This is a genomic window from Streptomyces sp. SID5464 (assembly GCF_009862985.1).
Lineage (GTDB): Bacteria > Actinomycetota > Actinomycetes > Streptomycetales > Streptomycetaceae > Streptomyces > Streptomyces chartreusis_D.
The window spans coordinates 68,489-94,281 of sequence record NZ_WWIQ01000071.1; the positions used below are offsets into that span (position 1 = coordinate 68,489).

Genomic DNA, 25,793 nt, shown 5'->3' on the forward strand with positions numbered 1-25,793 from the left:
GGCCGTCGCGGGCGGTCCGCGTACCGGTTTCCCGTGCCGGTTCTCAGCGGGGTACGGCCGCCACCAGCACGCTCGTGGAGGTGCGCGCCACCAGGAAGGACTGCCCCTTCACCGCCTTGGTGTCGAGGGCGATGCGGTGGCGGCCCGGTTCCAGGACGCCGTCGAAGATCTCGTGGGTGTGGGTGCGGGAGAGCCGGTCGAGGCGGTACGCGGTGAGGGTGACCCGGCAGGCGGAGGTGACCTCGATGCCGGCCTCGCCGCCGGTGGCGGTCAGGCCGGTGAGGCGGCGCTGCTCCGACGGGCTGCGGTCCAGGGCGTGTTCGATCTGGGCGACGAGGAGGGGGACGATCGGGGCGAGGCCGTCGACGCAGGCGACGGGGACCTGGGCGCGTTCGAAGGCGCGGCGGACGGCGGCACGTTCCCGCTCGCCGGTTCCGTGGCCGAAGGCGACGGCGCCGTAGCCGCGCAGTTCGTCGGCGGGCACGCCGTCGGCGTCGTGGGCGATGTCGGCGCCCACGCCGATGGTGCGTAACGCCGCGGCGAGCTTGGCCAGGACGGCGACGCGGGCGCCGATCAGCAGGACGCGGCGGCGGCTGTCCGGGACGGAGTCGTTCAGCAGGGCGCTGAGCGCCGCGCCGTACTCGGCGCCGCGGAAGCGGAACGGGCCGATGCCGTGGTAGCCGTTGAGCTCCAGGTCGGCGTGTTCGTCGGTCTGCCAGGCGAAGTCCCGCCAGACGAAGTCCTCGCCGTCCCGCTGGATCACCGCGGTGACGGCGCCGCAGGCCAGGTCCTCGCACTCGGGGCAGCCGTAGACGACGTACCGGCCGCCGGGCAGCGGTGCCGGGCTCTCCAGCAGCAGGCTGCGGACCTGCGCGGTGAAGATCGCGGGTGGTACGTCGGAGGCGAGCGGGGAGACCGCGTCGAGGTCGGAGAGCCGGAACAGCAGCGGGCGTCCGTCGACGATGAAGTCCACGAAGTCCCGGTGGACCTGGTAACCACCGTCTGTGAGGACTCCGCCGGCCCGCATCGCGGGTGCCAGGCCGAAGGTCGTGTACTGGGCGCACATACGGTGAGTATCCCCACACCACGCGTGATGTGAGCACGGCATGGCACATTCCGCTACGGTCCGGGCATGGCTGGTGAGCGCAGTGACGAGATCGTGGTGGTCGGTGGCGGGGTGGTCGGGCTGACGACCGCGGTGGTTCTCGCCGAGCGGGGGCGGCGGGTGCGGGTGTGGACGCGGGACCGCGTGGAGGCGACCACCTCAGCGGTCGCGGGGGCGTTGTGGTGGCCGTACCGGATCGAGCCGCTCGCGCTGGCGCGGGTGTGGGCGCTGCGGTCGCTGGAGGTGTACGAGGAGCTGGCCTCGGGGTCCGGATCGAGCGGCGTACGCCTGGTCGAAGGGGTACTGGGCGAGACGCGCCTCGACGAGGTCGACGGGTGGCTGGCGGAGCGGGTGCCGGGACTGCGGGCGTCGACGCCCGAGGAGTACGCGGGGACGGGGATCCTGGCGCGGTTGCCGCTCATCGACATGCCGGTTCATCTGCCGTGGCTGCGGGAGCGGTTGGTGGCGGCGGGCGGTGTGGTCGAGGCCCGTGCGGTGTCCGGGTTCGCGGAGGCCGACGCGCCGGTCGTGATCAACTGCACGGGGCTCGCCGCGCGGGAGCTGGTGCCCGATCCGTCCGTGCGGCCCGTGCGCGGGCAGTTGGTCGTCGTGGAGAACCCGGGGATCGACACCTGGCTGGCCTCCACCGACGCGGCCGGGGAGCACGCGTACCTGTTCCCGCAGCCGGGCGGGCTCGTCCTCGGCGGTACGGCCGAGGAGGACGCGTGGTCGCTGGAACCCGACCCCGCGACGGCCGAGGCGATCATCCGCCGCTGCGCGGCGCTGCGGCCGGAGATCGCCGGGGCGCGCGTACTGGCACACCGGGTGGGACTGCGCCCCACCCGCTCCGCCGTCCGCCTGGAGCGCGACACCCTGCCGGACGGCCGCCTCCTGATCCACAACTACGGCCACGGCGGCGCGGGTGTGACGGTGGCGTGGGGGTGCGCGGAGGAGGCGGCCCGGCTGGTGGGCTGAGGAGGCCGGACTGAGAGCGCCCCCCTCCGACTCCGACGCCCCCGGCCGTTTCGTCGGCCGAGGGCGTCGAGGTCATGGGCCCGGCCGGCGGCAGCCGGGGCGGTCGGGTCAGTGTTTGCCGATGGGGTCGCCCTCGACGTCCGGGCCGCGGCCCGGGCCGACGCGGAACTCGAACTCGCCGTCGTACTTCTTGTGGCCTTCGATGACGGCCTGTTCCACCGCCTCGGAGCCCATCTGTTCGCGCACCATCACCGGGTCGCGGCGCAGGTCGCGCATGAGCGCCACGCACATGAAGGTCATCACGACGACGAAGGGGGCCGCCGCGAGGATCGTGAGGTTCTGCAGGCCCGTCAGCGCGTCGCCCTGGCCACTGCCGACCAGCAGCATGATCGCGGCCACCGCACCGGTGACGACGCCCCAGAACACCACGACCAGACGGCCCGGTTCGAGCGCGCCCTTCTGCGACAGGGTGCCCATGACGATAGACGCCGCGTCGGCGCCCGACACGAAGAAGATGCCGACGAGGATCATCACGAGCAGGCTCGTGGCGGTGGCGATGGGGAACTGCTGGAGCACGTCGAAGAGCTGACCCTCCGGGGTCGCCTCCTTGCCGAGCTTGCCCTGCTCCTGCATCTTCATCGCCGAGCCGCCGAAGACCGCGAACCAGATCAGGCTGACCGTGCTGGGCACGAGGATGACACCGCCGACGAACTGCCGGATCGTGCGGCCCCGGCTGATGCGGGCGATGAACATGCCCACGAACGGCGTCCAGGAGATCCACCACGCCCAGTAGAAGACGGTCCAGCTGCCCAGCCAGTCCGCGACACCCTCCCCGCCGCTGGCCTCCGTACGGCCGGCCAGCTGGGGCAGGTCGCCGAGGTAGGCGAACACGGACGTGGGCAGCAGGTCGAGGACGATGATGGTCGGACCCGCCACGAACACGAACAGGGCGAGCACCAGCGCCAGCACCATGTTCGTGTTGGACAGCCACTGGATGCCTCGCTCCACGCCCGAGACCGCGGACGCGACGAAGGCCAGGGTCAGCACCGCGATGATCGTGACGAGCAACCCGGTACTCACCTTGTCCATCCAGTCCAGCTCCTGCACACCGGAGCCGATCTGCAGCGCGCCGAGCCCCAGGGACGCGGCGGAACCGAAGACGGTCGCGACGATCGCGAGGATGTCGATGACACGGCCGACGGCGCCGTTCGCGTGCTTCTTGCCGATCAACGGCGTGAACACCGCGCTGATGGTCTGGCGGCGCCGCCTGCGGAAGGTGCTGTAGGCGATGGCGAGGCCCACCACGGCGTAGATCGCCCACGGGTGGAGCGTCCAGTGGAACAGGGTGGTGGCCATGGCCGTCTCCATGCGCTCACCGGAGTCGGCCGGGTCGGTGCCCGGCGGGGCCGTCGAGTAGTGCGACAACGGCTCGCTCACGCCGTAGAACATCAGGCCGATGCCCATGCCGGCGCTGAACATCATCGCGACCCAGGACACCGTGCGGAACTCGGGCTCCTCGCCCTCGGCCCCGAGGTGGATACGGCCGTAGCGGCTGGCCGCGAGCCACAGGGCGAACACGACGAAGGCGGAGGCCGCGAGCATGAACGCCCATCCGCCGTTGTGCATCAGCCCGCTGAGCATGCTGGTGGAGACGTCTTCGAGCGAGTCGGTCGCCGCCGCTCCCCAGACCACGAAGGCGAGGGTGAGCACGGCCGTGACCCCGAAGACAATACGGTCGGTTCCAGGACGTTCCTGACCGGGGAGGCCCGCTTCCGAACCCGGAAGCGCGGCCCCCTCTTGGTGGTCGCTCTCACTTGGTCGGTCGTGCGTCACAAGCGGCACCTTTCATCGGGACGTAGGGGGAACGTAAGTCCTCCGTAACGCCCCTACCACGTGTGGCGCAATTTCACCCCCCTCAACATTGCGTTTCCGGCTTCGCTGCTGTCAGGTGGTACGTTCCGCGCTCGTCGAGCAGCAGCGGCACGAGCGCCCGCAGGGGCTGGCGCAGGGGTACGAGCACGCCCTCCGCGTCCCGGCGTACGCGCACACCGTGCAGTGCGAGTTCGTCTCCCACCTCGGCGTACTGAGCGGCCGTGAGCCGGTAACCGCAGGGCGGGTTCTGAATCACCTCGGCGGGTTCGGGCGCGTCGTTGTCGGCGCCGCCGACGTAGACGGGGCCGGCGGTGGTGTAGCCCGCGAGCCGGGCCCTGCCCGTCGCTGCCTCGACCGCACCGCGGCGCTCGTCGGCATATCCGAACAGGCCCTTCAGCGCGTCGAGTTGAGAGGTGACACGGCGGCGGTTGTTCAGCGCCTCGTCCGCCTTCTCGGCATCGGTGAGCGGATCCACTCGGCTCTCGATGAGCAGTCCGATGCCATGTTTGATGCCGGACATATTGCGCAAAATGCGCTCCTGGCCGTCTCCCGCCACCTGTTTGACCGGCTCGCCGGTCCCGGGGTCGGTCCAGATGCCGTAGGTGCCGGTCGAGTGGCCGGCCCGCTGCGCCGCGGGGCGGAGGTAACGCTCGGAGAGGGTCTTCGCCTCGTCGTGGACCGCCTCGTGGGTGTTGAGGTTGCGCGGCCACAGGTCGAAGAGGTCCTTGTCGTAGTACGGGGGTGTGGCGCCGTACTCGTGCAGGTCGTAGACGAGGTCGGGGCGCTGGTCGCGGATGAGCCCGGCCAGCGCCCGGCCTTCGGCGGTCCGGAGCGCGAGGTGGTCGCGGTTGATGTCGACGCCGTCGCTGTTCCCCCGTGTGTCGGCGGCCCGGCCGTCGGGGTTGGCGGTGGGCACGACGAGGACCGTGGTGCGGTCCAGGAAGCGCCGGGTGCGGCTGTCGCGGGCGTACGCGAGGTCGCGGACGGTGGTCAGACAGGCCTCGCGGCCGGAGGGCTCGTCGCCGTGCTGGCTGCACACGAGCAGCACCTTGTTGGGGGTCGGGCGGGTGCCGATCCGCAGGAGTTGGAGCGGGCGGCCCTGTTTCGTCGTGCCGAAGCGGGTCATGGAGACGCGGCCGCTCGACCGGTCGACCGCGTTGAGGAAGTCCTGCTCCTCGGGCTGGGTGGTCCAGCGGGCACCGTTCGTCTGCTCGAAGCCGGTGCGGGGCGGGGCGCCGGTGGCGGCCTGGGCCGGGGCGGCGACCAGGGTCGCGGCGACGGCCGCGGCGGTCAGGGTCAGGGCGCCGGCTCGGGTCGTGCAGCGGGTCACTGGCTTCCCTCCGGGACGCGGTGAGCGGTGCGCGGATCCCGTACGCCGTCCAGCAGGGTGGCGTCGGGCGTGGCGGACGCGGCGCCCGTGGTGGCGCGGGCGAAGGCGGTTGCTCCGCCGACGAACGGGACGCGCGCCGAGGTGCGGGACAGGTCGACGGAGAGCTCGGGGGTGTCGGCGGGAGGGTCGATGAGGCCCTTGTCGGTGCCCGCGACGATCAGCGCCAGGCGGTGGCCCTCGGGGACGACGTGGTCGGTCGCCGCCAGGTCGAGGGTGATCGTGTACCGCTTGCCCGGGGTGAGCGGGGCGCCCGTCAGGCCGGAGGCGTGGTTGCCGAGGTCGGCCCAGCCGCGGCTGACGATCGTGTAGCCGACGTCGGCGGTCTTGGCCTTCGTCTCCTTGAAGCAGGAGCTGTCGCCGGCGGTGCTCGCACCCCAGCAGGTGCGGTCGGTGAGGGTGGTGATGCCCTCGCCCGCGTCGGCGTAGTCACGGATGGTGGCGGGGCCGATGTCCACGAGGACGGCGGAGAGGTGGGCCGTGGGGGTGGAGGGTGTCGCGGTGACGGTGACCTCGGAGGAGCCCGACAGGCGCAGGTCGCGGGTGAGCGGCCGGGTGACGAAACCGGCCTTCGCCGGTGTCGACTCGTCGATCTGCGCGGCCCAGTCGGTCTCGCTCAGCTGCGGGTCGTCCGTGAAGGTCTCGGTGCCGTGGCCGCGGTGCAGGCCGAGGGTGCCGACGCCCGCCTGGGTTCCCCGGCCGGGACGCAGGGTGGCGGCGCGGGTGCCGCTCGGCGGCCAGGTCTTCGAGGTGGTCCACTGGTCGGGGGCGCGTTCGATGTCGGCCACGGGCTCGCGGTCGATGCCGTTGTCGTAGCCCATGAGTTCGTGGTCGAACCAGCGGTGGAGGGTGTCGACCCATTCCGCACGCCGGAAGTCGAAGGGGTCGACGTGACCGGTCTGGGAGAGCCAGATCTTGCGCTCGACGCCGTTCTTCGCCAGGGCGTCCCACCACTGCCCTACGTGCTTCATCCGCACGTTGAGGTCCTGCATGCCGTGCACGAGGAAGACGCTGGCCTTGACCTTCCGCGCGGCCCTGACGTAGTCGCGCTCGGTCCACAGCGGGGTCCAGTCGCCGGTGCGCGGGGCGCCGTCGACGAGCTTCTGCTGGACGGCGGCGCACTTGGCGCGGGCGTCGGGGCTGTTGACGTAGTCGGACAGCCATTCGGGGCCGGAGTCGTACAGCGGGGCGCCCTGCTGGAAGTAGTAGTCGTACCAGGAGGAGATGGCGCTGATCGGAACGATGGTCTTCAGGCCCTCGACGCCGGTCGCGGCGACGCCGTTGGCGATGGTGCCGTCCCAGCTCTTGCCGATCATGCCGGTCCTGCCGTTGGTCCAGGCGGCCTTGGCGTGGGTGGTGCCGGTGCGGGTGGTGTAGGCCTTGGCACGCCCGTTCAGCCAGTCGACGACGGCCTTCGCGGACTGGATGTCGGAGCGGCCGCCGACGTCGACGCAACCGTCGGAGCGATTGGTTCCGGCCAGGTCGACGCCGACGAAGGCGTAGCCGCGCGGCACGAAGTAGTTGTCGTAGTACAGCGGCATCCGTGTGACGGCGCCGTTCGCGTCGTACGTCTTCTTCTGGCTCTCGTTGCCGCGCCCGCAGCAGGAGTAGTACGGGCTGGCGTCCATGATGACGGGGACCTTGCGGCCCTGTCGGGCGGGTTCGCGGGGGCGGACGATGTCCACGGCGACCCGGTCGGCCTTGCCGTCGCGGTCGCCGTCGAGTCCGGTGTCCACCCAGACGGCCTCGCGGATGGCGTTCTCGTACGAGTGGACGGGTTGGCTCTCACCCGGGGCGGCCTCCGCCGCTACCGGGGTGAGCAGTGTGGCCATCAGGGCGGCCGTGGCCGCCGTCGCGAGCGGTCTCCAGGTCGTGAAGCGCGTGCGTTTCGGCATGCGGCGGACGCTACATCGGTGAACTCCGGTTCAGAAGAGGGCAGCTGACGGACCGGCGTGTCCTGGATGGCCCCCTGGGGCCCGGTGTCGCATGTCGGCCGAATGGCGATCGTGTGACAGCAGGGGCCATGGACATGATCAGGGGCACAGGAGTCCCATAGGCTCCGGACAGACTTCGGGACCCTACGACTTGGAGTTTTGCGTGCACCGCAGAATCATCGCGCCGGGAGCCCTCGCCGCGGCCGTTCTCCTGCTGGCGATCCCGGCATCGGCCGCGCCCCGCTCCCCCGGCGCACCGGGTATCGGTGACCCCTACTACCCGGCCTACGGCAACGGCGGATACGACGTCTCCCACTACGACCTCAGGCTGAAGTACCAGCCGGCCACCGACGAACTCGAGGGCACGGCGACCCTCGTGGCCCGCACCACGCAGGACCTGTCCAGCTTCAACCTGGACTTCCTGCTGGACGTCGGCGAGGTGCGTGTCAACGGCGCGAAGGCGTCGTTCCGGACGTCGGGCGAGCACGAACTGGAGATCACGCCGAAGACCCCGCTGGCCAAGGGCGCGCCCGTCACGGTCGTCGTGCGCTACCGCGGCGTGCCGTCGTCGAAGAAGGCGTACGGCTTCACCAGCTGGCACCGCACACCGGACGGGGGCGTCGCGGCGAACGAGCCCGAGGCGGCGGCATGGTGGTTCCCGAGCAACGACCACCCGCTCGACAAGGCCACCTACGACGTGTCCGTGCAGGTCCCGGACGGCACGCAGGCCATCTCCAACGGCACGCTGCAGTCGACGAGTTCCCGCCTCGGCTGGACCCGCTGGAACTGGCGCTCCGACAAGCCGCAGACCACGTACCTCGCCACGCTCGCGGTCGGCAGGTTCGACATCACGACCGGCACGACCGAGAGCGGCATCCCGGTCCTCAACGCCTACAGCAAGGACCTGGGTGGCCACGCCGGCGCGGCGCGGGCGAGCATCGAACGGACCGGGGAGATCGCCGACTGGCTGACCGGCTACTTCGGGCCGTACCCCTACAACGCGCTCGGCGGATACGTGCCGAACACCACCACCGGGTACGCGCTGGAGACCCAGACCCGGCCGTACTACAGCCCGCGGCAGTTCGCGAACGGGTCGAACGTCTCCGTCGTCGTCCATGAGCTGGCGCACCAGTGGTACGGCGACGACGTGTCGCTCAAGCGCTGGAAGGACATCTGGATCAACGAGGGCTTCGCGCGGTACGCGCAGTGGCTGTGGTCCGAGCACGAGGGCGAGGGCACGGCACAGGAACTCGCCGACTACGTGTACGCCTCGCACCCCGCCGACGACCCGTTCTGGACGGTGAAACCCGGGGATCCGGGGCCGGAGAACCAGTTCGACATCGCGGTGTACGACCGGGGCGCGCTGGCCGTCCAGGCGCTGCGCAACGAGATCGGCGACGAGGCGTTCTTCGCGATCCTCAAAGGCTGGCCGCGGAAGTACGCCCACGGCAACGCGTCGGTGGCCGACTTCCAGCGGTACGCCGAGGAGGTGTCCGGCAAGCCCCTGGCGGCCCTGTTCGACACGTGGCTGTTCCAGCCGTCGAAGCCGGGGGCGCCGGCGGCCCGGGCCGCGGCGGTTGCGAAGGGCCCCCGGGCTGTCTCGCAGCCGAGGTCGTGGAAGAAGATCGCGGCGACCAACGGGGTGCACGGGCGTCCGGGTGCGGAGCACGGGGAGCACGGGCGCTGAGGTGCGTTGTCACGCTTGGCTGCGGGCAGTCGTGCCGGCCTGCTGAACGCCGTCCCTCGGTCTACGGTGGAGGCTGCTGACGAAGGAGCGGGACGTGCGGAACGTGGCCATAGTCGAGGCACCGTCCGTGCTCGGGCTGCGCCCGACCGGCGTCGAGGAACTGCCCGACGCGCTGCTCGACGCCGGTCTGGCTGAAGGTCTGCGCGCGGTACCGGCAGGCCGGATCGAGCCGCCCCCGTACGACCCGGAGCGGGACCCGGAGACCGGGGTCCTGAACCCCGACGGCATCGCCGCGTACTCCACCGCGCTGGCCGATGCCGTGGGCGGTGTCCTCGACGACGACCGGTTCCCCGTCGTGCTCGGCGGTGATTGCAGCGTGCTGCTGGGCAATCTGCTCGCGCTGCGCCGCCGCGGCCGGCACGGTCTGCTGTTCCTCGACGGGCACACCGACTTCTACCAGCCGTCGGCGGAACCGGCCGGTGAGGTGGCCTCCATGGAACTCGCCCTCGCCACCGGGCGCGGCCCGCGCGTGCTGGCCGACCTGGAGGGCCGGGGCCCACTGGTACGGGACGAGGACGTCGTCGCGCTGGGGTTCCGGGACGCGGAGGAGTCCGCGGCGTACGGGATGCAGCCGCTGCCGTCGGCGCTGCACGCGCTGGAGCTGGACACCGTGCGCGCCCTGGGGGCGGGCGAGGCGGCCCGGCGCGCGGTCGGGCTGCTGACCGGCGACGGCGCGGGCGCCGGCTTCTGGATCCACCTCGACGTCGACGTACTGGACGACGCGGTCATGCCCGCCGTCGACTACCGGCTGCCGGACGGGCTGACCTGGCAGGAGCTGGAGACCGTCCTGCGCACGGCCCTGGCCGGCGGCGGTGCCGTCGGTTTCACCGTCGCGATCTTCAATCCCCGTCTGGATCCCGGCGGGGGGATCGCGCGGCGCCTCGGCGACTGTCTGGTGCGGGCGTTCGACGGGGACGGCCAGGACTGAGCCTCGGCCGGTCAGTCCCCGTGGTCGTACACCGTCACCGGTATCCCCCGCCGTATCAGCCGCTCCTCGATCAGCGGCTCGACCCGGGACCACTTGCCGCCGGCGAGGCCGCAGCCGATGCGGGGCATGTGCACGGAAGCGCCCAGTTCACCGGCCCGCTCGGCCATGGCCTCCAGGGCCGTGTCGATCGCCTCGTAGCGGACGGGGACACCCTTGCTGCCGGTCCTGGTGCCGCGCTGGCCGATCATGTTGGCCACCCACACGTACGGCTCGACCTGCACGAACTGCGCCGCGCCCAGCCCGAAGTCGTTCGCCGCGCGGCCCCGGTGCCAGGCCCGGTACGCCGCCTCCGGTTCGGGCCAGCGGCGTGATATCGCCAGGACGAAGCCCTTGCCCCAGCCCCCGATGTCGTTGCAGACGTGGGCGATGACCTTGACGCCCTTCACCGACGGAACGGTGGCGTCACCCCGGACATACCTGATCCCCGACATGACGCCACCCTAGGTGCTGCCACTGACAGTGGCCCTGGCCTGCTACTTCGTGAGCTGCGACAGCTCCCGGTCGGCCGTCTGCGACACCCGGCGGCGGATGCCGAACCAGCCCGCGACCAGCATGGCCGCGATCACCGGGATGAGCAGGAGCGTCTTGCGGCCGACCTCGGGGTCGTTCCACATCATGCCGAGGCAGGCCAGCAGGAAGGCGATCGTGGTGATCTCCGTGACCGGGCTGCCGGGGAGGCGGAAGGAGGGCCGGGCGACCAGGCCCGCCCTGGCGCGGCGGACGAAGACCAGGTGGCAGATCATGATGATCACCCAGGTGCTGATGATGCCGAGCGAGGCGACGTTCAGCACGATCTCGAAGGCCTGGGCCGGCACGAGGAAGTTCAGGCCGACGCCGAGCACGCACACCGCGCAGGTCAGCAGGATGCCGCCGTAGGGGACCTGGCTGCGGTTCATGCGGGCGGTGAACTTGGGCGCGGAGCCGGCCATCGCCATCGAGCGCAGGATGCGGCCCGTGGAGTACAGGCCCGAGTTCAGCGAGGACATCGCGGCCGTCAGGACGACCAGGTTCATCACGTCGCCCGCCGCCGGGACGCCGATCTTCGACAGGACCGTGACGAAGGGGCTCTGGTCGGCCGAGTAGACCGAGCCGGGGAGCAGGAGGGCGAGGAGGACGACCGAACCGACGTAGAAGAGGCCGACCCGCCACATGATCGAGTTCACCGCGCGCGGGACGACCTTCTCCGGCTCGGCGGTCTCGCCCGCGGCGACACCGACCAGCTCCAGCGCGGCGTACGCGAAGATCACGCCCTGCATGACGAGGACGACGGGCATCATGCCGTGCGGGAAGACGCCGCCGTGGTCGGTGATCACGCCCAGGCCCGGGGTCTGGCCGCCCACCTCGGCTTGCGTGGCGAGCAGGAAGATGCCGATGAACATGAAGCCGACGAGCGTCGCGACCTTGATGATCGCGAACCAGAACTCCATCTCGCCGAAGATCTTCACGGAGATCAGGTTCACGGCCAGCACGACCGCGAGGGCGGCCAGCGCGAGCACCCACTGCGGGATGTCGGTGAACAGGCTCCAGTAGTGCGTGTAGAGCGCGATCGCGGTGATGTCGGCGATGCCGGTGGTCGACCAGTTCAGGAAGTACATCCAGCCGGCGACGTAGGCGCCCTTCTCGCCCAGGAACTCGCGCGCGTAGGACACGAAGGAACCCGACGAGGGGCGGTAGAGGACGAGCTCGCCGAGGGCTCTGACCACGAAGAAGGCGAAGATGCCGCAGACCAGGTAGGCGATCGCCAGCGCCGGGCCCGCGTTGTGGAGGCGGCCGCCGGCGCCGAGGAAGAGGCCGGTGCCGATGGCCCCGCCGATGGCGATCATGTTGACGTGGCGGGCCTTGAGGTCCTTGCTGTAGCCGGCGTCGCCCGCGTCCGCGGGCACCTGTGCCGCGTCGCTGCGGGATGCGGCTGCTGCCGTGTTCACGGCGTCCTTGCTCACGGGTGGATCCACTCTCTGGTGCGCCCGAGCGGGTCGCGCTCGGCTGTCCGGACGTACATAAGGTCTGCGCCCTCTGTAAAGGCACAGACCAAGGGCCCACCTTCCCCCGCCGTACGCGGCTCACGCGGTGGCGTACGTCACAGAGCGCTACTTCTCACACCGTCGTCCCCTCCGCCCCCGGAGGTTTCACAGCACTGGTGAGACAGCGATACTGCTGCACATGACGACCGACACCGGGGAACCGACCCTCACGATCGACGAACTGGCCGCCCGGGCCGGTGTCACGGTGCGTACGGTCCGTTTCTACGGCACGAAGGGGCTGCTGCCGCCGCCCGTGCTCGGTCCCCGGCGCGTGGGGCACTACGGGCGGGAGCACCTGGCCCGCCTGGCGCTGATCGAGGAGTTGCAGCAGCAGGGCATGACGCTGGCGGGCATCGAGCGCTATCTGCGCCGGTTGCCGCCGGACCTGAGCGCGCGCGACCTCGCCGTTCACCGGGCGGTGGTGGCCTCCTGGGCGCCGGACACCGTCGAGACGGTCACGCGGGAGGAGCTGGAGCGGCGCTCCGGGCGGCCGCTCGGCGACGAGGACGTCGAGCGGCTCGTGGCGATGGGTGTGGTCCGGCCCGCGGACGACGGGTACGAGGCCGACCTCGGTCTGCTCCGGCTGGGCGCCGGGCTGCTGGACGTGCCGCTCTCCCAGGAGGCGATCTTCGCGGCGCGCAAGGTCCTCATCGAACACGCGCGCGCCGCGGCCCGCGAACTCTCCCAGCTCTTCCGCGGCGAGGTGGCGGAGCGTGACGCGCGGGACGTGCGGTCCCTGTCGGCGCACATGCACCCCTTGGTGGTGCAGGCGCTCCTCACCGCCTTTCAGCGGTCGCTGAAGGAAGAGCTGGGCGAGTGGCTCACCGAGCCACCGCGAGAGTCAGGCTGAGTCGCTGAACCGCTCCCCCTGCGCCGCCTTCTCCACCAGCAGCGCGGGCGGCGTGAACCGGTCGCCGTAGCGCTCGGCGAGTTCCCGCGCGCGTGCCACGAAGCCGGGCAGTCCGCCCTCGTAGCCGTTGATGTACTGGAGCACACCACCGGTCCAGCCCGGGAAGCCGATGCCGAAGACGGAGCCGATGTTGGCGTCGGCGACGGAGGTCAGGACGCCCTCCTCCAGCAGCCGGACGGTGTCCAGCGCCTCGGAGAACAGCATTCGCTCCTGCATGTCCTCGAACGGGATCCGGTACCCGGGCTTCGTGAAGTGCTCGCGCAGGCCCGGCCACAGTCCGGTGCGCTTGCCGTCCTCCCCGTAGTCGTAGAAGCCGGCGCCGCCGCTGCGGCCCGTGCGGCCGAACTCGTCGACCATGCGGTCGACGACGGCCTCGGCGGGGTGGGCCGTCCAGGTGCCGCCCGCCTCCTCCACGGCGCGCTTCGTCTCGCTCCGGATCTTGCGGGGCAGCGTCAGCGTCAGCTCGTCCATCAGGGACAGCACCTTGGCCGGGTAGCCCGCCTGCGCGGCGGCCTGTTCGACGGACGCGGGCTCGATGCCCTCGCCGACCATGGCGACGCCCTCGTTGATGAAGTGTCCGATGACGCGGGAGGTGAAGAAGCCGCGCGAGTCGTTGACGACGATCGGCGTCTTGTTGATCTGCCGGACCAGGTCGAAGGCGCGGGCCAGGGCCTCCTGCCCCGTGCGCTCGCCCTTGATGATCTCGACGAGCGGCATCTTGTCGACCGGCGAGAAGAAGTGCAGTCCGATGAAGTCGGCCTGGCGCTCGACGCCCTCGGCGAGGGCGGTGATGGGCAGCGTGGAGGTGTTGGAGCACAGCAACGCGTCGGGGGCGACGACGTCCTGGATCTCCTGGAAGACCTTGTGCTTGAGGGACGTGTCCTCGAAGACGGCCTCGATGACGGCGTCGCAGCCGGCCAGGTCCTGCACCTCGGCGGTGGGCGTGATGCGGGCGAGCAGCGCGTCCGCCTTCTCCTGCGTCGTACGGCCCTTGGCCACGGCCTTGGCGCACAGCTTCTCGGAGTAGCCCTTGCCCTTGAGGGCCGCCTCCAGGGAGACGTCCTTCAGGACGACGTCGATGCCGGCGCGCGCACAGGAGTAGGCGATGCCGGCGCCCATCATCCCGGCGCCGAGGACGGCGACCTTGCGGACCTGGCGGGGCTCGATGCCCTGGGGGCGGTTGGCGCCGGAGTTGACGGCCTGGAGGTCGAAGAAGAAGGCCTGGATCATGTTCTTCGACGTCTGCCCGGCCGCGAGTTCCACGAAGTAGCGGGCCTCGATGACCTGGGCGGTCTCGAAGTCGACCTGGGAGCCCTCGACGGCCGCGGCGAGGATGCTCCGCGGGGCCGGGTAGGGGGCGCCGTTCGTCTGCTTGCGCAGGGTGGCCGGGAAGGCGGGCAGGTTCGCCGCGAACTTGGGGTTGGCCGGGGTGCCGCCCGGGATCTTGTACCCCGGCTTGTCCCAGGGCTGCTGCGACTCGGGGTTGGCGTCGATGAAGGCGCGGGCCTTTTCGAGGAGCTCCTCCTGGGTGGTGGCCACGTCGTCGACGAGGCCGTTCTCCAGGGCGCGGCGCGGGCTGTACTGGGTGCCCTGGAGGAGTACCTTCAGCAGGGCGTCGGCGATGCCGAGCAGACGGACGGTGCGCACGACGCCGCCGCCTCCGGGCAGCAGGCCGAGGGTGACCTCGGGGCAGCCGATCTTGGAGCCGGGCGCGTCGAGGGCGATGCGGTGGTGGCAGGCCAGGGCGATCTCGTAACCGCCTCCGAGGGCCGCGCCGTTGAGGGCGGCGACGACGGGCTTGCCGAGGGTCTCGATGCGGCGCAGGTTCCGCTTGATCGCCATGCCGCCGTCGAACAGCTCCTGGGCCGTCTCGGGGGTGACGCGGATCAGGTCGCGCAGGTCGCCGCCGGCGAAGAAGGTCTTCTTCGCGGAGGTGATGATGACGCCCCGGATGGAGTCCTGTTCGGCCTCCAGGCGGTCGGTGACGGCGGCGAGCGAGTCGCGGAACGCCTGGTTCATGGTGTTCGCGGACTGGTTCGGGTCGTCGATGACGAGGGTGACGAGGCCGGTGCGGTCCTGTTCCCAGCGGATGGTGGTGGACTCAGTGCTCATGTGGAGTGCTCCGTGTGATCCGTCGGGAGGGGGTCAGATGCGCTCGACGATGGTCGCGACGCCCATGCCGCCGCCGACGCACAGCGTGGCGAGGCCGTAGCGCTTGTCCTGGCGCTCGAGTTCGTCGACGAGGGTGCCGAGGATCATCGCGCCGGTCGCGCCGAGGGGGTGGCCGAGCGCGATCGCGCCGCCGTTGACGTTGACCTTGTCCAGGGACAGGCCCATGTCCCGCACGAAGCGCAGCACGACCGCCGCGAACGCCTCGTTGATCTCGACGAGGTCGATGTCGTCGATGGTCAGCTCGGCCTTGGCGAGGGCCTTGCGGGTGGCGGGGGCGGGGCCGGTGAGCATGATGGTGGGCTCGGAGCCGGACACGGCGGCGGCGACGATCCGCGCGCGGGGCGTGAGTCCGTAGCGTTCGCCGACCTCCTTGGAGCCGATCGCGACGAGCGAGGCGCCGTCGACGATGCCCGAGGAGTTGCCCGCGTGGTGGACGTGGTCGATCTTCTCCACCCAGTGGTACTGCTGGAGCGCGACCGCGTCGAAGCCGCCGAGTTCGCCGATGTCCGCGAAGGACGGCTTCAGCTTGGCCAGGGAGTCGGCGGTCGTGCCGGGGCGCATGTGCTCGTCGTGGTCGAGGACGACGAGGCCGCTGCGGTCCTTCACCGGGACGACGGACTTCTCGAAGCGGCCCTCCTTCCAGGCGGTGGCCGCTCGCTCCTGGGAGAGGGCCGCGTACTCGTCGACGTCCCGCCGTGAGAAGCCCTCGATGGTGGCGATCAGGTCGGCACCGATGCCCTGCGGCACGAAGTTGACCTGGAGGTTGGTCATCGGGTCGTTGAACCAGGCGCCGCCGTCGGAGGCCATCGGCACCCGGGACATCGACTCGACGCCGCCCGCGAGGACGAGGTCCTCCCAGCCGGAACGGACCTTGGCGGCGGCCAGGTTGACGGCCTCCAGACCCGAGGCACAGAAGCGGTTCTCCTGGACCCCGGCCACCGTGTCGGGCAGTCCCGCGGCGATGGCGGCGATCCGGGCGATGTCGGAGCCCTGGTCGCCGACCGGGCCGACGACGCCGAGCACGATGTCGTCGACGGCGGCCGGGTCGAGACCGGGGAAGCGGGCGCGGATCTCGTGGATGAGTCCGACGACCAGGTCGATGGGCTTGGTTCCGTGCAGGGCGCCATTGGCCTTGCCGCGCCCGCGCGGAGTGCGGATCGCGTCGTACACATACGCTTCGGTGCTCACGAGGAGGCCTTTCACTGAGGGTTGCGGGACGACGGTAGGAGCCCGGGGACGTCCCAGTCCCGGGCGACGTCCGCCGTGTCGGCGCCCGGCCGGGCCGGGCCGGTGCGGACGGAGGTCGGGGTCGCGGAGAAGCGGGGGGCCGGGGCGGGCTGGGTGATGCCGCCGTGGTCGGTGAAGGTGCCGCGGGCGGCCAGGTGCGGGTGGTGCGGGGCCTCGCGCAGTGACAGCACGGGCGCCACGCACGCGTCGGTGCCGTCGAAGACGGCCGTCCACTCGTCCCTGGTCCGGCTCTTGAAGCGGGCGGCGACCCGTTCGCGCAGCTCACCCCATCGGGTGACGTCCTTGCGGGCGGCGGCCTGGTCATCGATGCCGAGGAGGGCGAGGAACTCCTCGTAGAACCGGGGCTCCAGGGCGCCGACGGCGATGTACCTCCCGTCGGCCGTCTCGTACGTGCCGTAGTACGGGCAGCCGCCGTCCAGGAGGTTGACGCCGCGCCGGTCCTGCCAGCCGCCGGCGGCGAGCATGCCGTGGATCATCGTGGCGAGGTGGGACACGCCGTCGACGATGGCGGCGTCGACGACCTGGCCGGTGCCGGTCGCGCGCGCGTGGTGCAGGGCGGCGAGGACGCCCACGACGAGGTAGAGGGAGCCGCCCGCGTAGTCGCCGAGCAGGTTGGCCGGGACCGCCGGCGGCTCGTCGGGGCGGCCGATCATGCCGAGCGTGCCGGTGGGGGCGATGTACGCGATGTCGTGCCCGGCGCGGTCGGCGAGCGGGCCGTCCTGGCCCCAGCCGGTCATCCGGCCGTAGACGAGGGACGGATTGCGGGCGTGGCAGGGCTCGGGGCCGACGCCGAGCCGCTCGGCGACCCCGGGGCGGTAGCCCTCGACCAGGATGTCGGCGCGCGCGGCGAGGTCGAGCACACGGGCGGGGCCGTCCGGGGACTTCAGGTCGACGACCACCGAGCGCTTGTTGCGGTTGGTGACGTCGTACGCCGGGTCGATCGCGAGGCCGGGGCCGCCGGGGCGGTCCACGCGCACGACGTCGGCGCCGAGGTCGGCCAGGAGCATGGCGGCGAACGGGCCGGGCCCGATGCCGGCCAGCTCGACGACGCGCACGCCGGTGAGCGGGCCCTGTCCTGGCGTCCTTGCCGTGGCCATCCAGCCCCCAGTGCTGTGACACAACTGATGTAACACCAGCGATGCTAAGAACACGTTCCACTCGGCACAAGAGCTGAACGAGCAAGCGCTTAGCAATCTGCCGGGGCTCGTCGTCGGGTGCCGCACTCCTCACGCTAGCCTCGGCCACCGACAGCGGCACGGGCTGCACGACCGAGGGGTGTCATGAGCAGGCTGAAAACGACGGACCGTCCGTACGACATCGTGCTCTTCGGAGCCACGAGTTTCGCCGGGGCGCTCACCGCGGAGTACCTCGCCGCCCACGCGCCCGACGGGCTGCGGTGGGCGGTCGCGGGCCGCAGCGCGGAGAAGCTGGAGCGGCTGCGGGAGCGGCTGCCCGGCGGCGCGGAGGTCGGGGTGCTGCGGGCGGACGTCTCCGACCCGGCCTCGGTGCGCGCCCTCGCCGAGCACGCGCGCGTGGTGGCCACGACGGTCGGCCCGTACGTGACGTACGGCGAGGCACTCGTCGCCGCCTGCGCGGACACCGGGACCGACTACCTCGACCTCTGCGGCGAACCCGAGTTCGTGGACCTGACGTACGTGAAGCACGACGCCCGCGCGCGGGAGACCGGGGCCCGGCTGGTGCACGCCGCCGGCTTCGACTCGATCCCGCACGACCTGGGCGTGTACTTCACCGTGCAGCAGCTCCCGGAGGAGGTGCCGCTGACCGTGGAGGGCTTCGTGACCGCAGACGCGGCGTTCTCGGGCGGGACCTTCGCCTCCGCCCTCAACCAGTTCGCGCGGCAGCGGGAGATGGCGGCGGCCGCGCGGGACCGGCGGCGGCACGAGCCGCGGCTGGTGGGCCGGCGGGCGTCCGCGCCGGCGGGTGCGCCGCGGTTCGCCAAGGAGGTCGGCGCGTGGGCGCTGCCGATGCCGACGATCGACCCGCAGATCGTGCGGCGTTCGGCGTCGGCCCTCGACCGGTACGGACCCGACTTCCGCTACCGGCAGTACGCGGCCGTCCGGCACCTGCCCGTCGCGGTGGGCGGTGTCGCGGCCGTCGGCGCCCTGGTGGCGGCGGCCCAGGTGCCGCCGGCGCGGCGCTGGTTGTCCGGCCGGCTCAAGCCCGGGGACGGGCCGGGCCCCGAGAAGCGGGCGAAGAGCTGGTTCTCCCTGCGCTTCGTGGGCGAGGGCGGCGGCCGGCGGGTGTACACGGAGGTCTCGGGCGGCGATCCCGGCTACGACGAGACGGCGAAGATGCTCGCCGAGTCGGCACTGTGCCTGGCCTTCGACGACCTTCCGAAGACGGCGGGTCAGGTCACCACGGCAGTGGCGATGGGCGACGCGCTGATCGGCCGGCTGCGTGCGGCGGGCATCCGCTTCCGCGTCGCGTCGACCCGCTGAGGGTCCTACAGCGGCCACTCGGCGATGGTGTAGATCATCCCGGCGATCCAGCCGAGCCCCGCCAGCACGGCGAGGATCAGCCCTATGGTGACGGCCCGCTCGACGGTCTGGGTCGGGCCGGCAACAGGCTTGGGTGCGCGGTGCGTTGTCATGTGCCCCAGCCTGCCGACGGAGGCGGGGGCCAGGCATCCGTACAGGTACTCAGAGCCGGTACTCAGATCTGCCGCCCCGTTCCCCGCGGACCCGCCCCTCGGTTTGAGACTTTCCGCCCTCCGCTCCTGATGGCAGCTCGAAAAGTGCCAACAAGGAGTTCAATGAAACCATTGAAGGCATGAAATTCCTTCTCGAAGTCCGCATGGACGACGCGGCGTTGGCCGAGGACCCGGCGGGCGAGCTGGGCCGGATCCTCAGGTACTGGGGCGGCAATCTGCGCCACTACGCGCTCGGCCCCGGGGACGGGTCGGTGATCTACGACTCGGAGTACCGCGAGGTGGGCCGCTGGAGCGTGACCGATCAGGCGGAGTAGGTCTCCCGCAGCGCCTTCCGGCACAGCGCGTCCGCCCGGCGCGTGGTCTCCGGGAGGCGGTACTCGGGGGTCAGCGCGAGGGTGTGGGCGCAGGCGTTCGCGAGGGTCACACGGTGGCCGACGGAGACGAAGACCGGCTTGACGCCGTCGCGCGTGCGCAGGGCGCGGCCGACCTCCTCGGAGCCGGCGAGCAGCGCGGAGGTACTGCCGCGTGGGGCGTCCGGGTCGTCGTAGGTGAAGGTGAAGGGGTTCTTGGCGACGCCGATCGTGGGCAGGCCGGTCAGGACGCCGAGGTGGGCGGCGAGGCCGAAGCGGCGGGGGTGGGCGAGGCCGTAGCCGTCGCAGACCACCAGGCCGGGCGGGCAGGGCAGGGCGTCGAGGGCGGCGAGGACCGTGGGGAGCTCCCGGAAGGCGAGCAGCCCGGGCACGTAGGGGAAGGAGACCCGGCCCACCGCCGTGGCCTCGGCGACGATGTCGAGGGTCGCCGCGTCCAGGACGACCGCGGCCGCCGCGACGACATCGCGCTCGTCGTCGTAGGCGACGTCGACCCCCGTCACACGGCCCGTTCCGGGCGGCGGCCCCGGTTCGTCGAGGATCACGCGCTCGCGCAGTTCGTCCTGGACGGCGCGAGCCTGTTCCTCGGTGGCGGGCCAGTCCTCGGGGATGCGTACGGTCGTCATGGTGCCCCTGAGCCTATGGGCTGATCCTTTCGGATGCCGAGCCCGTGGGCAGCGCGAGGCCGGCGGGACTCGCGGGTCCCGCCGGCCTCGAGGGCGTGCCGCTCACTTGCCCAGCGCGCGCTGGAGCTGGCTCTTGTTCATGTTGGAACGGCCCTCGACGCCGCGGCGCTTGGCCTCCTGGTACAGCTGGTCGTAGGTGGGGCCCTGGGAGCCCTGGCCCGACCGCTGTCCGCCGCGCTTGCCGGACGACATGTCCTTGGTCGAGGTGCGGCTGGCCGTCTTCGACTCGCCGGAGCGGGCGCGTTCCTTGTTCACCGTCCGCGAGGCGATTTCCTTGGCGCGGCCGGTGCTCTCGCCCCGGTCCTGCGCGCTCTTCTTGATGTGCTCGTACTGGCGCTCCCGCTTGGAGCTCGAACCGCGTGGCATGACCGCTCACTTCCTTTCGCCTTCAGTGAACGAGTACCCACACTGCCAACAATCAGGGCATACCGCGCGCTCAATGCTCCAGGCGGGCAACCCGCCCCTTCTCGCCGGCCGCCCAGCACCCATGGTCCGGGGTGCAGTCGACGGTGTCGTAGGAGCCGGTGTCGACCGTGCGCCAGGTGCGGCCGCCGTCCGTGGTGAGGTCCGTGCCGGTGGGTCCGACGGCGAGGGCGGCGGTGCGGCTGTGCGGGAGCCAGGCGACGCCGGAGCGGTAGGCGGGCGGGGGCGTGGCGGCGGTGCGCCAGGTGCGGCCGCCGTCGCCGGTGTGCGCGGCGGCGTTCGGTGAGGGCCGGCCGGGGGTGAAGTCGCCGCCGACGGCGAGACCGTGGGTGCGGTCGCGGAAGGCCAGCGCGAAGACGCCGCGGGCCGGGTCGCCCGCCGGGAGGGGCGTGGCGGTGGCCGTCCAGGTGTGTCCCCGGTCGGCGGAGTGCAGCACGCGCGCGTGCGCGGCCCCGCCCGTGGCGAGCCAGACGTCCTTCGGCCCGGAGGCGACCAGGCACTGGCCGCTCGCGGCGAACCCGGCCTCGCCCTCCTGCGCGGCCGGCATGCCCTCGTCCGGCAGCACCTCCCAGGTGCTGCCGCCGTCGCGGGTCGACAGGATGCGGAACTTTCCGTCCACCGGGTCGCTCATCGCGAGGCCGTGGCGGTGGTCGAAGAAGGTCAGGCAGTCGTAGAAGGCCTTCGGGTCGGTGTTGCGGAAGGACTCCGTCCAGGTCATCCCGCCGTCGTCGGTGCGGTACACGCGGGACGCCTCGCCCTCGCCGATGGCCAGGACCACGGCCCGGCGCGCGTCGAACGCCTCGACGTCCCGGAACTGCAACTCCGCCGCGCCCGGGGGCGAGACGTTCCGCCAGGTGGCGCCGCCGTCGGTGGTGCGCAGGACGGTGCCGCCGGTCCCGGCGAGCCAGGCGGTGTTCCGGCTGACGGCGGCCAGGCCGCGGAACCGTACGTCCGGAGTGCCGGTGTCCTTGAGCTCCCAGTGCGGCATCCGGCGCTCCGGCTCGTGCGCCTGCGCCGGCACGGCGGTCAGGGCCGCGAGTGCGGCCAGTGCTGCCGCGCCCGCCGCCACTCCGGTCGCCCTGCTCCGTGTCCGTCCCGTCCGTCGCGTGCTCCCCAAGCGCCTCATGGCTGGCGAAGCTAGCCCGCCACCCCGGCGCCGTCCAGATGGCGTCGCCCGGGCCCGGGGGGTGTTCCGGTGGGCGCGACAAGTGCCGTGCGGGGCACACGAGGAGAGCCTCGTCACTCCCGTGCATGAACGCGGTGACAGAGGTCACTCGCACTTCGTGTGCACGGATTGGCTGATTCCGTCGTCTCTTCCAGTGCCCGGCCTCATCCGCCCGGAAGTGTCCCGTCCAGCCGTCACAAGGGAGCAAGGCGTTGTCCATCGTCATCGAGCAGCCCGTGGAGGCCCGCCTCGTCGCCGCCGCGCCGCGTATGCCGAGCATTCCCGCGACGCTCCACTACGACCGGCGTGATCCGTTCGCCGTCCGTATGACCTTCCCCGCCCCGGCCACGCTGGAGGGTGTCGAGGTCTGCTGGACCTTCTCCCGCGAGCTGCTCGCCGCGGGCCTCAGGAACGCCGAGGGCCACGGCGACGTGCGGGTGCGGCCGTACGGGTACGACCGCACGGTGCTGGAGTTCCACGCCCCCGAGGGCACCGCCGTGGTGCACGTCCGCTCCGGCGAGGTGCGCCGGTTCCTGGAGGCCACGAGCGAGCTGGTGCCGGTCGGCCTGGAGCACCTCCAGCTGGATCTGGACCACGACCTGGCGGAGCTGATGCGGGACGCGTGCTGAGCTGCGCGGGCCGGGCTAACGTTCCCGCTCCAGCAGGGCGTTGACCTCGCCGTAGTCGAGTCCGTCCGCCAGTGACCGGTACGTCCCCGTGTCCAGCAGCTCCCGCGCGGCCCGGCGGACCAGGGCGTGGGCGGCCTGGGCGATGCCCGAGCCCACGCTGACCCGGGCGGCGCCCAGGGCGGCCAGTTCGGCGACCGTCGGTGCGCCGGGTCCGGCCATGACGTTCAGCGGCCCGTCGACGCCGTCCGCCAGCTCCTTGACGATCCCCGGGTCGACGGCCCCGGGGACGAAGATCCCGTCGGCACCGGCGGCGCGGAAGGCGGCGGCCCGTTCCAGGGTGAGGTCGACTCCCCCGACGCCGCTCAGGAAGGTGTCCGTCCGGGCGTTGACGAACAACGGCACGCCCGCCGCGTCGGACGCCTCACGGACGGCGGCGATTCGCTCGGCCTGCTCGCCGACGTCCCGCAGCGGACCGCCCGTTCCGGCGCCGTAGCGCGCGTCCTCGATGTTCACGCCCACCGCTCCTGCGGCGATAACGGCGCGGACGGTGCCGGCGAGGCCCTCGGTGTCCTCGGCGTAGCCGCTTTCGATGTCCGCCGTCACGGGGACGGTCACGGCCTCGGCGATGCGGGCGACGGCGGCGAGGGCCGTGGGGCGGTCCACCCGCTCGCCGTCCGGCGCGCCGAGCGCCCAGACGAGCCCGGCGCTGGTCGTCGCCACCGCTGCGGCACCGGCGTCCTCGACGAGGCGGGCGCTCACCGCGTCCCAGGCATTGGGCAGGACCAGCGGGGATCCGGGGATGTGCAGGGCACGGAAGGCCAGGGCTCGGTCGGTCTGGTTCGTCATGCGGGCAACTCAACCAGCGGCTGACGGGCCGTGGCCGGCAGGAATCCGACGTGGACGTGGGTCAGGGCAGAGCGGTTGCCGTCACCGTCGCGGCCAGTGCCGTACGGATCTCGCGGACGATCTCCCCGAGCCCGGGCACCGACCACACCCCACGCTCCGCCAGCTCGCGCACGCGCTGCTCGTGGGCGCGGACGTCCTCTCCGGGGAGCAGTTCCGCCGAGGCGGCCAGCGTCGCCACGGCCGCGTCCCGCTCGGAGACGCCGGCGACCGGCAGCGGGCCCCGGAGGATCCCACGCGTCTCCTCCCGCAGCGCCTCCACGGCGGCGACGCGCTCCAGCGCGTACTCCACGGACGGGAACACCCCGAGGACCCGCTTCTTCTCCGCCCGCAGATACCCCTCGGCCACCAGCTGCGCCCGCACCGCGTCGAGGGTCACCCGCGACCGCAGCGTCACCCAGGTCCGCCAGGGGTGCGGGCACGACTCGCGGACGAGCTCCAGAAGCCCGTCGAGGACCGCGTCACCGGTGCGGGAGTCCAGGTCGACCGGCGTGGCGATGCCGTCCTCGTCGACGAGCAGGCCGTGCCGGGCCAACTCGGTGAGGGCACCGGCCCGCACCGGGCCGGACAGGTGGGCGCTGCCGGTGCCGGCCGGCCGCGCGGGGTCCCAGGCCAGCAGGCAGAGCCGGGCCGGCAGCGAGAGCGGGCCGTCGGGCACGGGGGGCCTCCTCGGGCGGGGAGATCGGGTCTCACGTTAATTCGTTGACAGCCCCGACGCCCCCTCGTACGTTGTACAGCGTCCTGTTGCCGCCGATTGGAGAAGGACGTTGCTCGTCTGAGGTCCTGAGACACCGCGTCACCCATGTCTGGTGTGTGCGCTGCGTGCGACCTCGGCGTTCGAGCCGTCCTCCGGTACAGGGCTTCATCTCTGCCCCCTGGAGCCCTCCTCCCTGGTCGCAGGTGTCTCGATACGCGTTTGCCCCTGACCGCATCAAGCAACCGCGAAAGAGGCCCGCATGCCTACTTCCATCACCGTCACCTCCCTCGCCTTCACCTGGCCCGACGGCACCCCCGTCTTCGAGGGCCTCGACGTGGCCTTCGGCCCGGGCCGGACCGGCCTGGTCGGCGTCAACGGGTCGGGGAAATCCACCCTGCTGAAGCTGATCGCCGGTGAACTCGCCCCGGCCGACGGCACCGTACGCGTGGCCGGCGAGGTCGGTTACCTCCCGCAGAACGTCACGCTCGACACCACCCTGCGCGTCGACGAGGCGCTCGGCATCGCCGACCGGCGGGCCGCCCTGCACGCCATCGAGGCGGGCGACGTCTCCGAGGCGCACTTCGAGACCGTCGGCGACGACTGGGACGTGGAGGAGCGCGCCCTGGCCACCCTCGGCGAACTCGGCCTGGGCCACGTCGGGTTGGACCGCACGATCGGCGAGGTGTCGGGCGGCGAGTCGGTGCTGCTGCGGCTGGCGTCGCTGCTGCTGCGCCGGCCCGACGTACTGCTGCTCGACGAGCCGACCAACAACCTCGACCTGTACGCCCGCAGGCGGCTGTACGCGGCCGTCGAGTCCTGGCCGGGCGTGATGGTCGTCGTCAGCCACGACCGGGAACTGCTGGACCTCGTCGACCAGATCGCGGATCTGCGCTCCGGCGAGATCACCTGGTACGGCGGCAACTACTCCGACTACGAGGAGGCCCTCGCGATCGAACAGGACGCGGCCGAGCGCATGGTGCGCGTCGCCGAGGCCGACTTCCGCAAGCAGAAGCGCGAACTGGCCGACGCCCAGATGAAGCTGGCCCGCCGCAAGAGGTACGGGCAGAAGATGTGGGACCAGAAGCGTGAGCCGAAGATCGTCATGGGGGCGCGCAAGCGCGCGGCGCAGGAGTCCGCGGGCAAGCACCGGATCATGCACGAGGAGAAGCTCGCCGAGGCCAGGGAGCGGCTGGACGAGGCGGCGGAGGCCGTACGGGACGACGACGAGATCCGTGTCGACCTGCCGTACACGGCCGTGCCGCCGGGCCGCAACGTCCTGACCCTCCTCGATCTCCGGCTCCGGTACGGCGCCCGCGTGGACGGCGGTTTCGACCTGCGCGGACCCGAGCGGGTCGCGCTGATCGGGCGCAACGGCGCGGGCAAGACGACACTGCTGCGCACGATCACCGGGGAGCTCGCTCCGGAGTCGGGGGAGGTGACGGCACACGTCCCGCTGCGGTTCCTGCCGCAGCGGCTCGACGTCCTCGACGGCGAGCTGACCGTGGCCGAGAACGTGGCCCGGTTCGCGCCCGGCGCCACCAACAACCGGGTGCGGGCGCGGCTGGCCCGCTTCCTGTTCCGGGGTGCCCGGGCCGACCAGAAGGCGGCGACGCTGTCCGGCGGCGAACGCTTCCGGGCGGCACTGGCCGCGCTGATGCTGGCCGAGCCCGCGCCGCAGCTGCTCATGCTGGACGAACCGACCAACAACCTGGACATGGCGAGCGTGCGGCAGCTGACCACGGCCCTGGAGTCGTACGAGGGGGCGCTGATCGTGGCCAGTCACGACCTGCCGTTCCTGGAGTCGATCGGCATCACGCGCTGGCTGCTGCTGGAGGACGGGGAACTGAAGGAAATCACGCCAGAGGCTGTCGGGTTTTCCGCCTAGCGTCGGT

The 25,793-nt window shown here is 71.9% G+C and carries 23 protein-coding genes; 8 read left to right on the forward strand and 15 right to left on the reverse strand.

The window, feature by feature from the left end; genetic code table 11:
- Nucleotides 1-43 precede the first annotated feature (43 nt).
- On the reverse strand, nucleotides 44-1,066 hold the full coding sequence (locus tag GTY47_RS33015; protein WP_010042836.1) for a hypothetical protein: 1,023 nt from the start codon (nucleotides 1,064-1,066) through the stop codon (nucleotides 44-46).
- Nucleotides 1,067-1,132: 66 nt separating this feature from the next.
- Here GTY47_RS33015 and GTY47_RS33020 point away from each other — a divergent pair, with 66 nt between their 5' ends.
- Entirely contained in the window at nucleotides 1,133-2,080 is a 948-nt protein-coding gene (locus GTY47_RS33020; protein WP_010042838.1) for an FAD-dependent oxidoreductase, read from the forward strand.
- A gap of 108 nt (nucleotides 2,081-2,188) precedes the next feature.
- On the opposite strand, the gene GTY47_RS33025 is transcribed toward GTY47_RS33020, so the two are convergent.
- From GTY47_RS33025 to GTY47_RS33035, 3 genes are all read right to left on the reverse strand, one after another.
- Nucleotides 2,189-3,913 (reverse strand): BCCT family transporter, encoded by a 1,725-nt coding sequence (locus GTY47_RS33025; RefSeq protein WP_029181382.1) that lies wholly within the window; start codon nucleotides 3,911-3,913, stop codon nucleotides 2,189-2,191.
- An 82-nt stretch (nucleotides 3,914-3,995) separates the two neighbouring features.
- Entirely contained in the window at nucleotides 3,996-5,282 is a 1,287-nt protein-coding gene (locus GTY47_RS33030; RefSeq protein ID WP_010042842.1) for a M14 family metallocarboxypeptidase, read from the reverse strand.
- Nucleotides 5,279-7,234 carry a Xaa-Pro dipeptidyl-peptidase gene (locus GTY47_RS33035; RefSeq protein ID WP_010042845.1) on the reverse strand — a complete coding sequence of 652 codons (1,956 nt, stop codon included), beginning with the start codon at nucleotides 7,232-7,234 and terminating at the stop codon, nucleotides 5,279-5,281. Before GTY47_RS33035 ends, GTY47_RS33030 begins: the two co-directional genes overlap by 4 nt.
- Nucleotides 7,235-7,436: 202 nt before the next feature.
- Here GTY47_RS33035 and GTY47_RS33040 point away from each other — a divergent pair, with 202 nt between their 5' ends.
- On the forward strand, nucleotides 7,437-8,960 hold the full coding sequence (locus GTY47_RS33040; protein WP_010042847.1) for a M1 family metallopeptidase: 1,524 nt from the start codon (nucleotides 7,437-7,439) through the stop codon (nucleotides 8,958-8,960).
- Between the two features lie 94 nt (nucleotides 8,961-9,054).
- Nucleotides 9,055-9,948 carry an arginase family protein gene (locus GTY47_RS33045; protein ID WP_010042848.1) on the forward strand — a complete coding sequence of 298 codons (894 nt, stop codon included), beginning with the start codon at nucleotides 9,055-9,057 and terminating at the stop codon, nucleotides 9,946-9,948.
- Between the two features lie 11 nt (nucleotides 9,949-9,959).
- On the opposite strand, the gene GTY47_RS33050 is transcribed toward GTY47_RS33045, so the two are convergent.
- Nucleotides 9,960-10,439: a macro domain-containing protein gene (locus GTY47_RS33050; protein WP_010042849.1), complete on the reverse strand. Its 480-nt coding sequence runs from the start codon at nucleotides 10,437-10,439 to the stop codon at nucleotides 9,960-9,962.
- A 42-nt stretch (nucleotides 10,440-10,481) separates the two neighbouring features.
- On the reverse strand, nucleotides 10,482-11,948 hold the full coding sequence (locus GTY47_RS33055; protein ID WP_010042850.1) for an amino acid permease: 1,467 nt from the start codon (nucleotides 11,946-11,948) through the stop codon (nucleotides 10,482-10,484).
- Between the two features lie 220 nt (nucleotides 11,949-12,168).
- Between GTY47_RS33055 and GTY47_RS33060 the strand changes: the two genes are divergently transcribed.
- The gene (locus GTY47_RS33060) at nucleotides 12,169-12,879 is read left to right on the forward strand and encodes a MerR family transcriptional regulator (protein WP_010042851.1); all 711 of its coding nucleotides are present in this window, start codon (nucleotides 12,169-12,171) and stop codon (nucleotides 12,877-12,879) included.
- On the opposite strand, the gene GTY47_RS33065 is transcribed toward GTY47_RS33060, so the two are convergent.
- From GTY47_RS33065 to GTY47_RS33075, 3 genes are read right to left on the reverse strand one after another with little or no spacing between them, the layout of a single operon-like run.
- A complete protein-coding gene (locus tag GTY47_RS33065; protein WP_010042852.1) occupies nucleotides 12,871-15,051 on the reverse strand; it encodes a 3-hydroxyacyl-CoA dehydrogenase NAD-binding domain-containing protein in 2,181 nt (726 codons plus the stop codon). The genes GTY47_RS33060 and GTY47_RS33065 overlap by 9 nt on opposite strands.
- A 33-nt stretch (nucleotides 15,052-15,084) precedes the next feature.
- Nucleotides 15,085-16,299 carry an acetyl-CoA C-acetyltransferase gene (locus GTY47_RS33070; protein ID WP_010042854.1) on the reverse strand — a complete coding sequence of 405 codons (1,215 nt, stop codon included), beginning with the start codon at nucleotides 16,297-16,299 and terminating at the stop codon, nucleotides 15,085-15,087.
- Nucleotides 16,300-16,310: 11 nt separating this feature from the next.
- Nucleotides 16,311-17,456: a CaiB/BaiF CoA-transferase family protein gene (locus GTY47_RS33075; protein ID WP_029181383.1), complete on the reverse strand. Its 1,146-nt coding sequence runs from the start codon at nucleotides 17,454-17,456 to the stop codon at nucleotides 16,311-16,313.
- Nucleotides 17,457-17,639: 183 nt separating this feature from the next.
- On the opposite strand from GTY47_RS33075, the gene GTY47_RS33080 reads away from it, so the two are divergent.
- Complete coding sequence (locus GTY47_RS33080) at nucleotides 17,640-18,818, forward strand: saccharopine dehydrogenase NADP-binding domain-containing protein (RefSeq protein WP_010042859.1); 1,179 nt, start codon at nucleotides 17,640-17,642, stop codon at nucleotides 18,816-18,818.
- A 5-nt stretch (nucleotides 18,819-18,823) separates the two neighbouring features.
- Here the strand turns inward: GTY47_RS33080 and GTY47_RS40500 are convergent, their stop codons facing one another.
- A complete protein-coding gene (locus tag GTY47_RS40500; RefSeq protein ID WP_010042861.1) occupies nucleotides 18,824-18,970 on the reverse strand; it encodes a hypothetical protein in 147 nt (48 codons plus the stop codon).
- Nucleotides 18,971-19,149: 179 nt separating this feature from the next.
- Between GTY47_RS40500 and GTY47_RS33085 the strand changes: the two genes are divergently transcribed.
- Nucleotides 19,150-19,344 carry a hypothetical protein gene (locus GTY47_RS33085; RefSeq protein WP_010042863.1) on the forward strand — a complete coding sequence of 65 codons (195 nt, stop codon included), beginning with the start codon at nucleotides 19,150-19,152 and terminating at the stop codon, nucleotides 19,342-19,344.
- Here the strand turns inward: GTY47_RS33085 and GTY47_RS33090 are convergent.
- The 3 genes from GTY47_RS33090 to GTY47_RS33100 form a co-directional block, all read right to left on the reverse strand.
- Nucleotides 19,332-20,024, reverse strand: a complete 693-nt coding sequence (locus GTY47_RS33090) for an endonuclease V (RefSeq protein WP_010042865.1) — start codon at nucleotides 20,022-20,024, stop codon at nucleotides 19,332-19,334. The genes GTY47_RS33085 and GTY47_RS33090 overlap by 13 nt on opposite strands.
- 102 nt (nucleotides 20,025-20,126) lie before the next feature.
- Nucleotides 20,127-20,450: a hypothetical protein gene (locus GTY47_RS33095; RefSeq protein ID WP_010042867.1), complete on the reverse strand. Its 324-nt coding sequence runs from the start codon at nucleotides 20,448-20,450 to the stop codon at nucleotides 20,127-20,129.
- Nucleotides 20,451-20,520: 70 nt separating this feature from the next.
- Nucleotides 20,521-21,633, reverse strand: a complete 1,113-nt coding sequence (locus GTY47_RS33100) for an oxidoreductase (RefSeq protein ID WP_324604461.1) — start codon at nucleotides 21,631-21,633, stop codon at nucleotides 20,521-20,523.
- A gap of 251 nt (nucleotides 21,634-21,884) precedes the next feature.
- On the opposite strand from GTY47_RS33100, the gene GTY47_RS33105 reads away from it, so the two are divergent.
- Entirely contained in the window at nucleotides 21,885-22,301 is a 417-nt protein-coding gene (locus GTY47_RS33105) for an SsgA family sporulation/cell division regulator (protein WP_010042872.1), read from the forward strand.
- 15 nt (nucleotides 22,302-22,316) lie between these two features.
- On the opposite strand, the gene GTY47_RS33110 is transcribed toward GTY47_RS33105, so the two are convergent.
- Nucleotides 22,317-23,147 (reverse strand): isocitrate lyase/phosphoenolpyruvate mutase family protein, encoded by an 831-nt coding sequence (locus tag GTY47_RS33110; protein WP_010042874.1) that lies wholly within the window; start codon nucleotides 23,145-23,147, stop codon nucleotides 22,317-22,319.
- A gap of 61 nt (nucleotides 23,148-23,208) precedes the next feature.
- Nucleotides 23,209-23,862: a GPP34 family phosphoprotein gene (locus tag GTY47_RS33115; RefSeq protein WP_010042876.1), complete on the reverse strand. Its 654-nt coding sequence runs from the start codon at nucleotides 23,860-23,862 to the stop codon at nucleotides 23,209-23,211.
- A 298-nt stretch (nucleotides 23,863-24,160) separates the two neighbouring features.
- Between GTY47_RS33115 and GTY47_RS33120 the strand changes: the two genes are divergently transcribed.
- The gene (locus GTY47_RS33120) at nucleotides 24,161-25,786 is read left to right on the forward strand and encodes an ABC-F family ATP-binding cassette domain-containing protein (protein WP_010042878.1); all 1,626 of its coding nucleotides are present in this window, start codon (nucleotides 24,161-24,163) and stop codon (nucleotides 25,784-25,786) included.
- Nucleotides 25,787-25,793 lie beyond the last annotated feature (7 nt).

Coding starts and splice junctions, on each gene's coding strand:
- GTY47_RS33015 (WP_010042836.1), bottom strand. CDS start 1,066: ATGTGCGCCCAGTACACGACCTTCGGCCTGGCACCCGCGATGCGGGCC.
- GTY47_RS33020 (WP_010042838.1), top strand. CDS start 1,133: ATGGCTGGTGAGCGCAGTGACGAGATCGTGGTGGTCGGTGGCGGGGTG.
- GTY47_RS33035 (WP_010042845.1), bottom strand. CDS start 7,234: ATGCCGAAACGCACGCGCTTCACGACCTGGAGACCGCTCGCGACGGCG.
- GTY47_RS33050 (WP_010042849.1), bottom strand. CDS start 10,439: ATGTCGGGGATCAGGTATGTCCGGGGTGACGCCACCGTTCCGTCGGTG.
- GTY47_RS33060 (WP_010042851.1), top strand. CDS start 12,169: ATGACGACCGACACCGGGGAACCGACCCTCACGATCGACGAACTGGCC.
- GTY47_RS33065 (WP_010042852.1), bottom strand. CDS start 15,051: ATGAGCACTGAGTCCACCACCATCCGCTGGGAACAGGACCGCACCGGC.
- GTY47_RS33075 (WP_029181383.1), bottom strand. CDS start 17,456: ATGGCCACGGCAAGGACGCCAGGACAGGGCCCGCTCACCGGCGTGCGC.
- GTY47_RS33080 (WP_010042859.1), top strand. CDS start 17,640: ATGAGCAGGCTGAAAACGACGGACCGTCCGTACGACATCGTGCTCTTC.
- GTY47_RS40500 (WP_010042861.1), bottom strand. CDS start 18,970: ATGACAACGCACCGCGCACCCAAGCCTGTTGCCGGCCCGACCCAGACC.
- GTY47_RS33085 (WP_010042863.1), top strand. CDS start 19,150: ATGAAATTCCTTCTCGAAGTCCGCATGGACGACGCGGCGTTGGCCGAG.
- GTY47_RS33090 (WP_010042865.1), bottom strand. CDS start 20,024: ATGACGACCGTACGCATCCCCGAGGACTGGCCCGCCACCGAGGAACAG.
- GTY47_RS33095 (WP_010042867.1), bottom strand. CDS start 20,450: ATGCCACGCGGTTCGAGCTCCAAGCGGGAGCGCCAGTACGAGCACATC.
- GTY47_RS33100 (WP_324604461.1), bottom strand. CDS start 21,633: ATGAGGCGCTTGGGGAGCACGCGACGGACGGGACGGACACGGAGCAGG.
- GTY47_RS33110 (WP_010042874.1), bottom strand. CDS start 23,147: ATGACGAACCAGACCGACCGAGCCCTGGCCTTCCGTGCCCTGCACATC.
- GTY47_RS33120 (WP_010042878.1), top strand. CDS start 24,161: ATGCCTACTTCCATCACCGTCACCTCCCTCGCCTTCACCTGGCCCGAC.